We start from the raw sequence: 15,424 nt of genomic DNA, 5'->3' as shown, positions 1-15,424 counted from the left end.
CGAGGCTTTTTCTTTACATACTCTCAAGGATCTTTATGAGCTTATTCAGCTTCTTTATAAGTGCTTCTTTAGTAGCTTTATTAAACTTGTTTCTTGTAATCTCCTCTTCCATCCTATCGGTATAAGCATATAACTGTGTTTCGGGCTCTTTTGCGTTTTCCATCGCTATCGGAACATCCCGGACTTCTTCGTAACTATCTTCTTCTGCTCCAAAATCAGCCGGAAGTCTATCTTGTTCTTCAAGTTTTGGAAGAGAATCCACAATGCTTGAAGGTTCTAAAAGGTCTACATCCTCAGGTTCAAGCTCGTCCTCAGACTCTTCTGCCTGTTTAATCTTCTCTGCAAGCTTCTCTGCAAGCTTCTCTTCTATCAGCTCCTTATGTTCCTGTACAGCCTGTTCAAGCTTTTCTCTTTCCTTACGTTCTTTTTCAATCTGAAGCTCATTCTTTATCTCACCTACATACATATTGACAACAGGAGTATCTATCTCGGATGTAGGGTTTTTCTCAAGATGCTTTTTAAGTCTTTCTGCAAGCTGTTTCTGTTTATCAGCTGGGAAATTAACGGCATCTTCAAAGGCTTCATATGGGAAATTCTTTGCTTTTGCAAGTTCCTGAATATCATCAGCAAGTTTTAAAAGTGATTTAAGTTTTGAAACCTTGGTTCTTGAAATGCTGAATATCTCTCCAAGGCGGGTGTTGATATCACCTTTAAAATTTTCCTCTCTCAGAATAAGCTCATAATACTGAATAGACCTTGCAAGCTCAATAGGTGAAAGAACACGGGTGTTTATATTACTTTCTACAAGCTTTTTCCTGACAAGAATATCATCCTCAGGCTCCATAATTATACAGGGAATAGTCTTCCATTCAAGCCTCTTTACCGCTGCATATCTTCTGTGCCCGGATGATATCTGATATTTTCCGTTAGGCAGACGGTACACATCTATCGCACCATTAAAGCCGATACTCTTGATACTCTCTACTAAGCCCTCGACATTTTCCATCGTGAACAGCTTTGTATTATCGGGGTTAGGAACTATCTCATCAAGAGGGATATCCTTTACAAGCTTTGAATTGGATTCTTCTACACTCTTTTTTGTAATCTTTCCAAGTTTCTTTAATGAGTCAGTACTTGATATATTTACAGCCATTTACTTTCTCCCTTTCTTTGCGGCATTTATCTTTTTGATTATCTCGTTGGTAAGCTCTATGTAATCCAATGACAATGTATCTTTCGGCTTATAATAAGAGATCGGCTTACCTACTATTCTTGCATCAAGAGCAACTGTCTTTCTTCTGATGGTTGACTTAAAGATTGTCTCGACACCCATCTGCTCCTTACAATATGCAATGATCTGTCTGTTTACAGAACCTGATACAGAAGTGAATACAACTCCTAACAACTCAAGGCCGGTATTGTCCGTCTCTGTTCTTATCCTGTTCTTGGTATCAATAAGGTCACTATAACCTACGAGTGAATCCATATCAGCAAATGCCGGAACTATAATATAGTCACATACTCTTAACGCACTCTCTGTAAGAGAGCTGATATATCCAGGGCAGTCAAAAATACAGTAATCATACTTCTCTTCAAGGTCTGGAGTGAAGAACCTTTTAAAGAAATCATAATCGTTCCATTCTTTCCTGAATACTTCAGTATTAAATCTTTTATCAGATGGAATAAGACTGATATTTGTTTCCTGAGGAATATACTCACGAACTTTATTGGACCATTTCTTAAAGTTAATGTTATAGATGACATCTTCTTTAGATGCTTCATCGATTATGTAATCAAATAATGTGTTCTCACAATCCCCTTCAATGGTCCTTAGATAAGAAGTAGCTGTACACTGTGCATCAATATCGATCACAAGAACTTTCTTCTTTTTCTGTGACAGGCAGCCAGCAATATTGACAACGGAAGTTGACTTGCCGACTCCGCCTTTCTGATTAAAAATCAATAATTTTTCCATACCTCAAACCTCCAAAAACAAGTATACAAAACCCAAAGGTTCATAGTCAATACAAACATACACAAATGTGTTTTAAAGTATAAATTTGTACGGCTATGGATTTGTCCCCGACAAGAATTAAAATGTCCACCACCAAAATCAAATTTACACGGGACAAATTATTGACTTTTTAACTAAACGATACTACACTAATCATAAATACACTATTAGTAAATATAAGGAGGATTGGATTACATGTTGTTTTTTACCGGAATAGATGATGGCAATTATGACATTAAAAGCCCTCATACAACTATGCCCGCAGGATATACAAGTTCCGAGATCCTGCCACCGATGGTAAATGAATATCTGTTTTACAACGGAGTATATTACGTCCCTAGCCAGAAGAGGTTTAAATACCTTGAGGACAAGACAGTTAATGAACGTTCCCTTGTGCTTGTTCTTTTTGGCATTGCGCAGGAACTAAGATACCTGGCAACTAAAAAGGTAGGGCAGGATGGGAATATACAGGGCGAAATCTCTAAGTATACAGAAGTTGCACTTGGAGTAGGACTTCCGCCTTCACACATGATGGCAAAGGGAGCTGCACAGAAAAAGATCCAGTACCTTGAGAGTTATATGAAGGATGGAATTGATTTTGAATACTGTGGACTTAAATATTCATTCAAGCTTACATTCTGCAAGGTATTCCCTCAGGACTATGCAGCAATTGTTGTGAACACAGACGATGATATCATAAAGAACTATCCTAAATTTGTCGCAGTAGATATCGGCGGTGGAACAATGGATGTCATTCCTTTTATCGACCACACGCCAGATACTGCTTCATGCATCTCCGTACAATCAGGAATCCTTTATATGTATCAGAATATCGTCCTTGATTGCAAACGTGCGCTGGGAGTATCAATTGACAACAAGGATATTGAGTGCGTGATAAACAAAGAGAGGACAGTGCTCTCTGAGGAAGTAATCAGGCTCATCATGGCTGATGTGCAGAAATGGGTAGACGAGAACATCATTAATGAGCTTTCACAGTGCAACATCAGTTTTGCTGCAACTCCGGTTGTATTCCTTGGCGGCGGTTCAAAGTTGTTAAGACCTTTTATCAACAAGAATAAGGTCATTATGAACCAGCACTATCTTAAAGACCCGGCAAGGGCTAATGCAAAAGGCTACGCAGCTTTGATCAAGCAGATGTATCAGGCCTCAGCAAAGGGGTGATTGATTTATGACAAAGGGAAATGGCTATAACAGGAAGAAAGAAAACTATTACGAAATGACCCTTTATTTCTCATCATCCAAGAAAGAAGAAGTATCACTGTATTTCTTCTTGAAACAGCTTACGCAGAGGAGAAAAGCAACGGCTTTTATAACAAAACTCTTCTCGGAGTATTTGAAGTTATGCGGATATAAGGATCCTACAAGCATCAGATATGAGGATGTTGAAAAACTTCCAAGTATTACAGAGCTTATTGAAAAGAACAAGCAGACAGGCACTGACGCCACAGGGCTTTTGAATATGCTCTCAACTCTTATGGCGAACAATACGGCAGCTCCTGTAAACACAACAGTTCAGACGCAAAAACAGGAAGAAACGCCCACCAAACCAATAGAGGAAAATACGGTTGTTACAGAACCGGTCAGGAAAGATGAAGCTAAAGATATAGTTGCAGAGCAGGGCGATGAGACAAAAGAAAATCTATCCACAGAGAATGAGAATATAGACAGCTCATGGCTCACAGGCTTGTCTTCATTCATGGGAGACCAATGATAGTAAACCCTTGCAAATATGCCAAAGGTGTATTATACTTATTACATCATAAGCGTAAATAAGATTTTCACAAGGAGGAATTGGACATGAAGATCGATACATTAACAAAGAGAGCGCTCAAAACAGCCTCTCAGAAAGCAGCACTCCTGGCAGGGATGGCCGCGACAACTATAGGCACAACAGTATCAGTGTTTGCAGATGGAGACACATTATTCTCTACACTTAATGCAAACAATCAGACGGTACTGGATGAGGTTACTACATTTGCAGACAAGACGATCCTTCCATGGGTTGTACTTGCGTTCTTCTTATCACTTGGGCTTGCTGGTTCGAATGAGAAAGCAGTAGCAGGACTAAGATCTGCCGCAAAGGTAATTGTAATTGCCTTTATCGGACTTAACCTTGTAAACCTCGTAGTTAATACGATCATCTGGATGGCAAATACTTTTGGCGGAGCAGCCTAAACTATCAACATCAGAGTAAAAGGGAGCTAAAAGGCTCCCTTTTTTGGAGTAAAAACATGAAAAAATCAACAATATTAATGTCAATATTAATCTTCTTTATGGGAATCACTTTATTAAAAGTTCCTATACATGCATCTGAAGAGGGACACACTACAATATCAGGCCAGTCAACAGAATACACAGGTGGTAAAACAGATATTATTGATAACAATGTAGATACAACTCTGATAGATAATTCAGATGGCTCTGAGCTACACAGCAGTTTTTTCTTGCAGTCATATTGGTTTAATAAAATACCGGACGACATCTTACCTCAAAAAATCAAGGGATATGCCATAAAGGCTGTAAATAGCTACACGATATTTGCGGCTTTGATCCTGGTTATATTGCTTGCATCAATGGCGTATAGCTCTTTGGACGAGCAGCAGCTTAGAATGTCGGTAAAAGCCGTGAAAATACTATTAACATCAATAATAGTCATGAATTTATTAGCGCCAATAATTCATTTAGGGCTTTGGATAGCAGGAGCATTATAAGGAGTGTGTATGGAAGTATTAAAGAAAAGCAAAGAATTGAGACGGTCAGTAATAGCGGCTCTTTTAATCGCCGTTGCCTTAATGATCGGAATGATAAATGTACAGAATCAAAAAGTTGAGTCGAGTGCTGGTATATTCGATTCACTTTTAATCACTTTTGTTTCAGGAGCAATAAGTGATGGCCTCGAAAATGCAGTGACCACAAAATCAATGAATGGTATGACTGCATGGATAGATAAACAATATAATTATCTGTCTTCGGCAACGTCCCAAACATTTTTTGAAAAATTTGCACCTGACATTAAAACCTTCTTTGAAATGACAGGCACGGAATGGAGTACGTACACCGTATTCAGAGTATTGGGAACGATCATTGCAATCCTGATTACCATATTCATGTTTTGGATGATTGCTTTGGGCACCGTAAAAATAGCCGACGTAAAAGATACTCCACTGCAACTTGTAGGTGGGCTTTTTGTTTCCCTTACAATAATATTCCTATCTGAACAATTCGCTGACTTTTTCTTCGATATAACTATGTTTCTTTGGGAACAGATGAAAGCACCTGAAAACCTGAATGGAATTGATGCATGGAAAGTTCTATTCTATGTGTTTTATCCAGTAACTCTATCATCTGCGTTTTGGGGAACAAGCTTTAGTGATGTCGTAGCAAGCGAAAATCTAGGTGAAGCTGCAATAAAACTCGGGGAGATGGCCACCGAACAGCAATTTAAGCCTATTATCGCTATATTCAATATTGTTTTAGGCTTAATATTCGCCAAAGAAGTACTTAACTTTATGGTGGAGATAGTTGAAAGATACATAGTATCGTGCCTACTTGCTGTTTTCATGCCGGTAGCGGCAGGAACCATTCCCTCAAAGATAACAAGAAGTATCTTTGGCAAGTATCTTCAGATGTTTATTTCTCAATTATTCTTGTTGCTTATGAATGCAGTATTTATGATGGGCATACTTAAGATGGTCACAGGAGGCGGTCTCTTAGAAGACAACTCTCTGACTGGTTGGATATTTATGTTTGCATATCTGCGGGCAGCTCAGAGAGTAGATAGATACATGTTCACTATGGGTCTTTCTGTCGCTGTAACCGGTGGTAATGTTTTTGATTCTATCGGTTCATCACTTCGTCAGTTTGGCGGACTTTTAAAAGGTGGGCAGGCAGGAATGGATGCAGCAGGCGGCGCACTTGTAAGAGCAGGCGTAAGTGGATTAAACCCTGGTATGGCGCAGATCGGAAGAAAAATAAAAGATGCTTCACATCCATTAAAGACTCTTTCTTCGGGCGAAATGTCTGTTGGCGGAACAGCAGGACTTTTACAGAGTTCAAAGAAACTTGGTACAGCACAGGATACAATTTCAAAGCTTACTCCTGAGATGATGGATGCATCAATGGCTAAGATGGCATTTGCGGGCGGTACTGACGCAAGAGCCCTTAGCGCAATGTCACCTGCAAGTAAGCAGGCCCTTCTCGACAATATGTATGGACCTGGAACTCCTAAGCTTAAGAATATCAGCTTCAATCAGGATGGCACTCAGAGTGGTATCTATGTTGATGAAAACGGCAACAAAGCCGCTGTTACTATTGGCGGAACTAAAGGGAATGTGGTTGGAAGCCTTACAGGGCAGACACCTGATCTTAAGGGCGAAGTCTTTGATATCCATTCTAACGGTGTTGATAAGGCAGGAACAGTTATCGGAGTTGGCGGAGAAGATGATTTTGACAGAGCAAGCATTCTCAGTGGCGTAGATATCAATGGTATTGCTGATGAAGATATTAAAGCTAACCTTGACCATATCACAATGAATTCTGATGGAAGCGCAAGCCTGTATGCCATGGCAGATGACTTGGATGCTGATGGAAACGTAATTCTTGATAGCGATGGAAATGCAATGCAGCACGAAGAACTTATGGCCAGAGCATATAAGGATGGTCTTGCATATGATAATGGCAGCGCATTTGATAATACAGAGGGTCAGTTCGAGAAACTGCCAGAGTTCAGTGACCTTGAGGATGTGAGATTCATCGTAGAGCCGGGTAAATCCGGTAACAGCTCTGATGCAATCATACATGCAATGGGTAAGGATGCAGAAGGCACATATCATGACAGGGCATGCTACAACGTGGCATACACCGGAAGCGACTTCAAACCTACAGACGGCAGATATGTCGGAGATATCGGCGGATATAATGATGAAAACTCAGGATTCTACAAAGTATATGACATTACTCCTGAAAAGGTTCTGTCAAGAAATACTGACACAGGAAACGAAGAGCAGGATAAGGCTAATACTGAGTGGAATGACAGAAACGCAGACAGAATTGCCAGATATAAGAACGTTGTTGATAATCACACTCACGCCGCTTCAAAGCTAAACTCACGTAAATTCCTTGAAACATACAGAAAATTTAGAGGGAAATAATTAAAGGTAACGCATGGCAAATTACGACGATTACGAAGATGAAAATCAACAAGAACAGGGTTCCGAAGTAGATCCCGGTCAATTACTGGACGATGCCAAGGACTTGTATGACAGATTTCAGGAGCATACAAGTCCTGATAATCATGTAAGTCATCAGAATATTGATACCCAAGCCGATGCAAAATCTCCTCAAATAACAGATACAGCTCCTGAACAATCAGAGCTTCTGTCAGGTAACGGCGGAACACCTGACGTTGACTACTCCGCAATGAGAAACGCCGGAACTAAGAATGCAGGAGAGGTTGCCGAACAAGCGGCACAAGCACAGGAAGCAACAGCAGAAGCATCAGAAATTGGCGGTGTTGCAACCGAAACGGCCGAAGGCATGGCGGAAGGTGCGGCGAAAGATGTTGCGGTACAGGCTGCCGAAGCCGGAGCAGAAAAAGGAGCAGAAGCAGCGGCAGGTGCAGCAGCAGAAGGTGCAGCCGCCGGAGCCGCTGAGGGAGCTGCGGCCGCAGGAGCTGAAGCGGGCGCATCAGCAACCGGTGTAGGAGCAATTGCAGTAGCGGTTCTTGAAGCAGTAAAAGCCGCAGGAAAAGTTGCTACATCATGGGGCAAAATAGTCACAGGAGAAACAAGAAAGAGCGGTTTTGGCTGGATTATGTGGTTTATATTGTTTCTCTTAATGTTCAATGGGAGCATGAGCTACACCTACAAAACGACTTTCGGCTCAGTTGATGAGAATTACATAGAAGGTCAATACTCTGATAAATTCGATATCGAGGATATTGATTGGGGCTTTAGTTGGTTTTTTAATCTTTTCAACGATGAAGAAGAGGATGAAGTAGGCGAATTTGATGCCGAACTGGAATTCACAGAAGGCTGTGATAAAGCAAAAAAATACATCAACAGAGGCTTTGAAAGAGCTCTTAACATTGCAAAGAACTTTGAGCTTCCATGGATAATCGAAAAAGAAGAATATGATTATGAGCTGACAATGGCATCGTATGAAGCAGAAGAAGAGCACTTCTACGACGACATGAACTACGCTGAGATTATCGAGGTGGTACAGCAAAAAGAAGAACTTAACTCAGAGAATCTTGTCTATAAAGAGTTTAAAAAGCTCTTTAATCCAGTTTTAAGGCCATGGAAATTGCAGCTCCTATACAGAATGAAGGTTGAGCCTGACTGGGCTGAAAAAGTGATAGAACACTACGATGAAGAAGGAAATGTAATAGATACAACTACAGAAATGGTTCTGTATGGCAAAGTCACATTAAGACATTACGATCTCAAATCACTCTACAGATTTATTGAAGTTGACGCTTTTGACTTTAATGCTCAAGTAGATAACATGCTTAATATAAATCTGCTTGATGAATCAGAAGAAAATCTAAGATGTTATGCCGATTATTACGACTTTGGCCCCTGCAAGAGAACTGAGTGGGATTATGGCTTTGAAGAATCAGGATATGTATACGGCGGAGAGCTTCTTCAGGAATTCGAGAGGATCATGATCGGGGATATAAACCCTGATGAAGAACTCAAAGTTGGAGACATAATGTTCTATTCTGCAAAATCTAATGGCAGATACAAAAATGTAACACACGTAGCTATATACGCCGGTAACGATATGATGGTTGATGCATCAAGTGGAAAAGGAGTTGTCATTTACAGAAGCGTATATTCAGGGCTAAATCCCAATTACATCGTATCTATCTGCCGCCCGTTACCTGATGATGACGAAGATACAAGACAGCAGCTACTTGATTTTGCATTGTCACAATGCGGCAAGATCTATTCACAAGAAAAAAGAACCTCAGACGGATATTATGACTGCTCATCATTTGTAGCAGCCGTATATCGAAGCGTAGGAATAGAATTTGGCGGATATGCCCCTGTCGCGGCTGATATATGCAGATATAATGAGAACGCCGGTAATTTGATAGCGATATCATATCCGAGGAGTAAGTAGGAGGCATTCACATGAAGAAAGAAACAAAAATGGCAATAGCAGCAACCATTATAGGAGTAGCAATAGTGATCGGTTTTTCTATTTACATAATGTTTTCCAATAAAGACTCTGAGGTTGCAGGCGAAGAATCAGACATTATTATCTCTGATGAGAGTACTATTGCAATATCTGTTTCTGAGGAATACTTTGAGGGAGATAAGAAACTCGAAGAAGAAAGAGGGCAGATAACCGGATATATCGACGAGCAAGACGTTCTCATGTCAAAAGATATGATGAGCACAAGAAATCACATCCTCTTTACAGAGGCACTTACAAACTTCCTCAATAATTCAGGTTATCCGTCAGAATTTGTAACAATAAATCCCGAGAACGCAGGATATGAAGGTAGTGTCTCATATTTTACAGCAAGCGTAAGTGGATATGACAACCTGACTTTATATGTAGAGTCATATAATACAATCGATGCTTTCTCATTCGCACTTTTAAAAGGCGACAGCGTGATAGCAAGTAGTAGAGAACAGTACAAAGAAGAGACTGAAGCTTACGATAAGGAACTGGAAGATAATTACAGAGAAGCAGCTTCAACACTTGGCACAGAAATCATATTGGAAGAGGATGATGATTAATGAACACATTGCTTATAGGTTTTCTATCGCCTGAAGGCGAATTTACTCCATGCAGAGCATCCGATCATATGTATATTGCATCTCAGATAGTACAACGAAAATATCATCAAAAGACAAGAGCTCACGCTTTTTTAGATGAAAAATATCTTTTGGAAGATAAAAAATATGTGTCGTTTCCGCTTAAGGGGTGCAATTTCCTTGGAAATATCTTAACGGATGAACAGAGGCTTTTCCTTGAGGCTCATATAGAAGATGCTAACAATGAAGAACAGAAAGCGGCAATAGAGAAGATCCTCCTCACAGACTCAAAGAGACGGATAGAACGGACATTAAAAGCATAAAGTATCCACCAAGACCCATAGTATATTTATGGGTCTTTTATATTGCGCAAAATACACAAAAGGTGTAATATTAGAGATATGAATAGGAGGATTTTTATGCCAAGAGTACATACACCTAACAATACAAAGAAGAAAAAGAAGACAGTAAATAAAGCAGTAGTAGCAGTAGTGGCCGCAGCTATTATAGCAGCAGGCGGCTCTGCCGGATATTACTTTTATACTCACAGGCCGGTACCAGATACTACTATCCAGACACAGGATAGAACCGAACCGGAATCTGAGACAAACAAACCAAACTATATCGGAGAGACAGCCTTTGATGGCTCTGAGGAAGTAGATGAGAGGCTTTTTGAATATGCATACCCATCCGAATCAGACGGATATGTTAACAACAAAAAGCTCTACGAAGAACTTGGAGATTACAAAATGGGCCTTATCAGCGATAGAGCAGACGTAATCGGAACTGAGCTGTTTTCTTTTGATTACAGGGCTGTCAGAACAGATTATGATAATTATTTCGATAAGCTATCTTCCATGTTCAGAGACGTTCTTTATGATGATGACGCAGATCAGAACGTAGTTTTATCAGAAATGATTGCTGATTTTTCAGATGCAGAGCTTCAGATGACAGCCGATTATAAGACAAGCAAATTTATGATCTATCAGAATGGAATGCCAATGTATGTAAGAGGCATACTTACCGTCTATGTATGGTCATGCAAGGATATCGAGAAAGTCAGCAAGTATTTTCCTACAACACTCAAAATCGGAGAGGACAATACTTTTGTCTACGAGATAGAGATACTTAATTCTATGGATTCACACAAGGCTGAGAAGATGCAGATATTTGATTATTACGACTGCAAATTCCTGGATATTTTGTAAAAGGAGTACATCATGGCTAATCAGATGCAGGACTTAGTTCCTAACAACAGGTCGATGCAAAAGAAGCTCGGACCATTTTTCATAAGGAATATCATTGAAGCGGCAGTTACAGCAGGAATAATCGGAGCTGTCATATGGGTACTTCCTTTTATTGTAAAAGCAAAGATCATCTTCACATTAGTATTCTGCGGAATAGCTGTCGTATTCAATCTTATGGGAATCAGAAACAAATCCATCTGTCAGGCTATCATGTTATGGCTTAGACATCTCGTAGCACGAAGAGGATTACGATTAGGGAGCGTAAACGATGAAATTAAAAACAGTAAATTTAAGCAAACAAACGCAGTCTACGGAAAGATCAGAGACTTCTGGGACGACAAGAACCTCGCAGCAGCCGATGAAACTGAAGACACTATCACAAAACAGCTCGCAAGGTTCGCAAAACAGTTCATCAGGAACATCACAGACAATCTCACATAAGAATACCGCCCAACAGGCACAGCCCAAAGAAAAGCCACAACAGTCCATTCAGGAAAAGCCTAAGGCGGAAGTAAAATCTATCCCAAAGTCTGAGCCTGTCAAAGCAAAGCAGGATGTTTCCGATAGACCTAAAACAGCAGAACCGGTAAAAAGTAGCCCTAAATCAAGTAATAATGGGGCTTCTTCTGTTGTAAAAAGTGAAGCCACGCACAAATCCACAGATAAGGCAGTTAAGGAAAATCCTAAATCTGAAAAGAAATCAAAAAAAGAGGATAAACCTAAAAAGAAGGGTAGGGTTAAGTTCTTTTCACAGATTGACCCAAGCGGCTTCACACAGACCAAAACCGGAATCAAAGATGTTATAGGGAATATGATAGTCACGAATGATAATAAGTATCACATGATAATGGAGATATTCCCTATCAATTATTACCAGCGAAGTGAAAACGATAAACTTGCTATCATTGAAAACTTTAAGTCCATGTTTATCGAATGTCCTGTTGACGGACACTTTAAGATGACAATGGAGAAGACTAACGTAACGTCCTTTATAAACCATCTTAGAGAAGTGTGTCCTGATGATTGTATGGATGAGCCGAGACTAAGCATCAGGAATCAGCTCATTGAAAAAGTACAGGAGCTTGGAACAACTGACACCATAAACTACAGATATTATTTCATTTTCAGATATGAAGGTGATACTAAGGGTCAGTTCTCCACGGATATCAATGAAATATATCAAGCTATGATGGTTCAAAGATACTCCATAAAGAGTATTCTTGAAACTTATGGAAACCTTGTTGCGGAGTCAGAAAATCCAACACTGCATACTATAGAAACCTTGTATAAACTGTTCTGCAAAAATTCAAGCGAAACAGAATCTATAGTAAATAGAATCATCAGAATACAGAGTGATTACAGAAAGTTTTGCGCATCCCGTGGCATAGAATATTCTGAGCAGTTAATAGACAAGGCAGACTACTTTGCTCCTAAAGGGATGGCGTTTAATTATCACTCTGAGACAGCACTTATTGACGGCCTTTATACAACATACCTTGTAATCAAGGATAATGGATATCCCGGGGCCGTAGTTCCCGACTGGCTCAACATGATAAGGGCAAGGAAGGTCATGGTAGGCTTCAATGTGGATATAGACTTTTTCTACCACAAACTTGATCACGACATCACTCTTAACACTATTGAGAGAAAGAAAACCTGGCAGTCGGTATCATATAAACAGACTAACCGTGAAGGACAAAAGAACGCCCTTGCAGATAAGCTGTCAAATTCCAATTACATCATCGAGAGTATGCGGAAGAGAAAAGAGGATCTTTTTGACTGTGTGACAGTGTTCACACTCTATGGAAAAGACCTTAAAAAGCTTTTGGCAGGAAAGGGGTTGTTCATAAAACATCTGTCAGGTAATGGTATTAAGTGCGAAGAGAGCTTCTACGACACAGAGGACTTCTATGATATGACAAGGCCTCTTTGCCAATTCCAAAACAAGATATTCCAAAGAAATGCAAGAAATATGCTCACGTCAACATTAAGGGATTTGTACTGCTTTACCACATATACATTATCAGATCCTAAAGGCCTTATCATAGGTCCGAACCTTGAAAACAATACGATATTTGCCTTCAACAACTTCAATACCGGGCTGTTTAAGAATGGCAATATGCTCATCATTGGACCACCTGGTTCAGGTAAGACATACCTCACGCTTGCGCTTGCAGCAAGATGGCTCGTAAACGGAGTTAAAGTATATTTCATATTGCCGACCAAGGGATATGAGTATAAGAACGCAGTAGAGGCATGGGGTGGCACGTATTTAAAAGTTGCCCCGGGAGCAAAGTTTACTTTTAATCCTATGGAGATATACCCTCAGAAAAGTGCGGTTCTTGAAGTCACAAAGGATAACGAGGAAGAACGTGAGAATGATAATAAAACACCACTTCTTGTAAAGAAGATCACATATCTCTGTTCATTTTTTAAACTCCTTGCTGAGACAGAAGGCAACTCAAACCTTATTCTTTCATCCGCTGACCTCAACAGAATGAATTCACTTCTAAAGGAGCTTTACGCTGATTTCAATATCACAGAAGATGATGATTCTATCTGGAGAGATAAAGCAACCGGAAGAAAAAGACGCTCACCACAGTTTGATGATTGGCAAAAGAGAATACATGCAGACCCAAGGCTCGCACAATATTCAGAGCTACTTGATCCATTCGTCACAGGAACTTTCTCAAACTTCAATGGTCAGACAGATATAGATACTGCAAAGAAAGTTATTGCTTTTGACGTTGAGGCTGAGGACATAGGAGAAGACCTTTTACCATCCGTCATGTTCCTGTGCCAAGGCTTTGTAAATGAAGTCATAAGAGCTGACATGAACACCTTCGGAGTCAGCGTTACAGATGAGGCATGGAGACTCATGCAGAGTCCTTCAGCAGCACAGCAGATGCAGAAAGAGGCAAGGCTTATAAGAGGTTATGGTGGGGCGTGCTGCTTTGCCACTCAGAATATACAGGAATTTAAGAACCCTGCCGGTGAAGCAATCATAGCATGTTCAGAATCTGTAATAGTTCTTTCTCTGAAACCTAACCAGTTTAGAGTAGTCTCTGAGGTACTTGAGCTTACAGAGAGAGATAAGCTTATCCTTACAGAGACATTTGCCAAGACAAGAGGATGTGGTCTCTTTATAAGCAACGGTTCAAAGATAATGTTCCAACTTGATACATCTGTCGAAGAGGAAGCACTTTATACCACAGACTTAAATGTAAAGAGAACCATAAACGAAAAACTCAAGGCAAAAGAGCTTGAGAGACGAATGAAAATGTCACGGACAAATACATAAATGTCCAAGACAAAATAAATAGTGTCTAGGACAAATTTAAAGCCGATTTTAGACGTTTTTATATGTGTCGGGGACAAATATATAAATGTCACGGACAAACGCTAAAATGGACGGGACAAACGCAAATTTGGATAGGACAAAATATCAAAAGTACGCTGAAAGGAGATTTAACATGATACTTTGTAACGAGTCAAAAATGATACTACAGTTCATCAAAGAGGTAGGAGGAATTACAACAGAGCAGATTAACGCCCTTTTACCTAAGGCTGATACAAGAGCAAAGGAGTATTACCTTAACGCCCTTAAGGGAACATATATCAAGGAGACCTCAAGAGGGAGCGGCGTATATGTTTCCGTATCAGACAACACCCCATTCCTTAAGAAAAACGAGATGGCAGGTTGGGTACTCCTTAAGAACGATGTAGATATGAACCCCGATACAAAGGAATACTTCAGGGCAGCCCATCCGGCACAGATTTACTTCATGTCAAACGGCAAGGTTTATACGGTAGTCTATATCGATGAGAATGGAGCGCCGATCATCAAGGCAATGAATGAGCAGTATTTTAGCCACAATGTACAGACCGATGATAACAGCGAATTCATATTTGTCACCACGTCAGAGGCCGCAAGAGAGATAGTCCTCAATACCAATATCAAGGCACCGTTCCTGGGAGCTTTCATTTCCAGAGATAATAACGGTCAGGTCAACATAGAATATGACATTTTCGAGGACTAAAAACCGTATATAAAAGGTGTAATACAAGCAATAGTTAAACGTGTAATAAGCAATAGTTAGTGGCGTAATAACAAATAGTATTAACTATTAAGAAAAACACCACTAAGAAGCGCCAAACCCATAGATTTTATCTACGATTCGCCCCGAAAAATCCTCCCGCCTTGGGGAGTGCTAGGGAACAAACACCCCCGACTAAGCCAGCCCGTTCCTGCGCCGCCGCAACCCAAAGAGCAGCGATACCTCGGACAGGCATCTGCTCGCATACAGCCACGACAGCCAGACAGAAATAATGAGAGATAAAAAGAGACAATGAGAGGAAGGGAGCAGATAGGA

General features: G+C 40.2%; 14 protein-coding genes. 12 read left to right on the top strand and 2 right to left on the bottom strand.

Going from position 1 to position 15,424, the window contains the following annotated elements; translation table 11 throughout:
• Positions 1–13: 13 nt before the first annotated feature.
• Both J6I68_RS14695 and J6I68_RS14690 read right to left on the bottom strand, forming a co-directional pair.
• Positions 14–1,153 (bottom strand): ParB/RepB/Spo0J family partition protein, encoded by a 1,140-nt coding sequence (locus J6I68_RS14695; protein ID WP_292221409.1) that lies wholly within the window; start codon positions 1,151–1,153, stop codon positions 14–16.
• Positions 1,154–1,975, bottom strand: coding sequence for a ParA family protein (locus J6I68_RS14690; RefSeq protein ID WP_292221407.1), 822 nt, complete (start codon positions 1,973–1,975; stop codon positions 1,154–1,156).
• A 234-nt stretch (positions 1,976–2,209) separates the two neighbouring features.
• Here J6I68_RS14690 and J6I68_RS14685 point away from each other — a divergent pair, with 234 nt between their 5' ends.
• The 12 genes from J6I68_RS14685 to J6I68_RS14630 all read left to right on the top strand — a co-directional run bounded on the left by J6I68_RS14685 (position 2,210) and on the right by J6I68_RS14630 (position 15,091).
• Positions 2,210–3,196 carry a ParM/StbA family protein gene (locus J6I68_RS14685; protein WP_292221405.1) on the top strand — a complete coding sequence of 329 codons (987 nt, stop codon included), beginning with the start codon at positions 2,210–2,212 and terminating at the stop codon, positions 3,194–3,196.
• A gap of 7 nt (positions 3,197–3,203) precedes the next feature.
• Positions 3,204–3,746, top strand: coding sequence for a hypothetical protein (locus J6I68_RS14680; protein WP_292221403.1), 543 nt, complete (start codon positions 3,204–3,206; stop codon positions 3,744–3,746).
• 86 nt (positions 3,747–3,832) lie between these two features.
• Positions 3,833–4,210: a hypothetical protein gene (locus tag J6I68_RS14675; protein ID WP_292221401.1), complete on the top strand. Its 378-nt coding sequence runs from the start codon at positions 3,833–3,835 to the stop codon at positions 4,208–4,210.
• Positions 4,211–4,266: 56 nt separating this feature from the next.
• Positions 4,267–4,746 carry a hypothetical protein gene (locus tag J6I68_RS14670; protein WP_292221399.1) on the top strand — a complete coding sequence of 160 codons (480 nt, stop codon included), beginning with the start codon at positions 4,267–4,269 and terminating at the stop codon, positions 4,744–4,746.
• Positions 4,747–4,755: 9 nt separating this feature from the next.
• Positions 4,756–7,185 (top strand): hypothetical protein, encoded by a 2,430-nt coding sequence (locus tag J6I68_RS14665; RefSeq protein ID WP_292221397.1) that lies wholly within the window; start codon positions 4,756–4,758, stop codon positions 7,183–7,185.
• Positions 7,186–7,198: 13 nt separating this feature from the next.
• Positions 7,199–9,160, top strand: a complete 1,962-nt coding sequence (locus J6I68_RS14660) for an NlpC/P60 family protein (protein WP_292221395.1) — start codon at positions 7,199–7,201, stop codon at positions 9,158–9,160.
• Between the two features lie 11 nt (positions 9,161–9,171).
• Positions 9,172–9,786, top strand: a complete 615-nt coding sequence (locus J6I68_RS14655) for a hypothetical protein (RefSeq protein ID WP_292221393.1) — start codon at positions 9,172–9,174, stop codon at positions 9,784–9,786.
• Positions 9,786–10,127 carry a hypothetical protein gene (locus tag J6I68_RS14650; protein ID WP_292221391.1) on the top strand — a complete coding sequence of 114 codons (342 nt, stop codon included), beginning with the start codon at positions 9,786–9,788 and terminating at the stop codon, positions 10,125–10,127. Before J6I68_RS14655 ends, J6I68_RS14650 begins: the two co-directional genes overlap by 1 nt.
• Positions 10,128–10,223: 96 nt before the next feature.
• Entirely contained in the window at positions 10,224–11,012 is a 789-nt protein-coding gene (locus J6I68_RS14645) for a hypothetical protein (RefSeq protein ID WP_292221390.1), read from the top strand.
• Positions 11,013–11,024: 12 nt separating this feature from the next.
• Positions 11,025–11,492, top strand: a complete 468-nt coding sequence (locus tag J6I68_RS14640; RefSeq protein ID WP_292221389.1) for a hypothetical protein — start codon at positions 11,025–11,027, stop codon at positions 11,490–11,492.
• Positions 11,410–14,352: a TraG/VirB4 family ATPase gene (locus tag J6I68_RS14635; protein ID WP_292221388.1), complete on the top strand. Its 2,943-nt coding sequence runs from the start codon at positions 11,410–11,412 to the stop codon at positions 14,350–14,352. Before J6I68_RS14640 ends, J6I68_RS14635 begins: the two co-directional genes overlap by 83 nt.
• A 172-nt stretch (positions 14,353–14,524) precedes the next feature.
• A complete protein-coding gene (locus J6I68_RS14630) occupies positions 14,525–15,091 on the top strand; it encodes a DUF5697 family protein (RefSeq protein ID WP_292221387.1) in 567 nt (188 codons plus the stop codon).
• The last annotated feature ends 333 nt before the right edge of the window (positions 15,092–15,424 follow it).

It is taken from the genome of Butyrivibrio sp., assembly GCF_017940685.1.
Taxonomy (GTDB): Bacteria; Bacillota; Clostridia; order Lachnospirales; family Lachnospiraceae; genus Butyrivibrio.
Note: the sequence above shows the minus strand (reverse complement) of the source record. Positions and strands in the feature narration are given on the sequence as shown.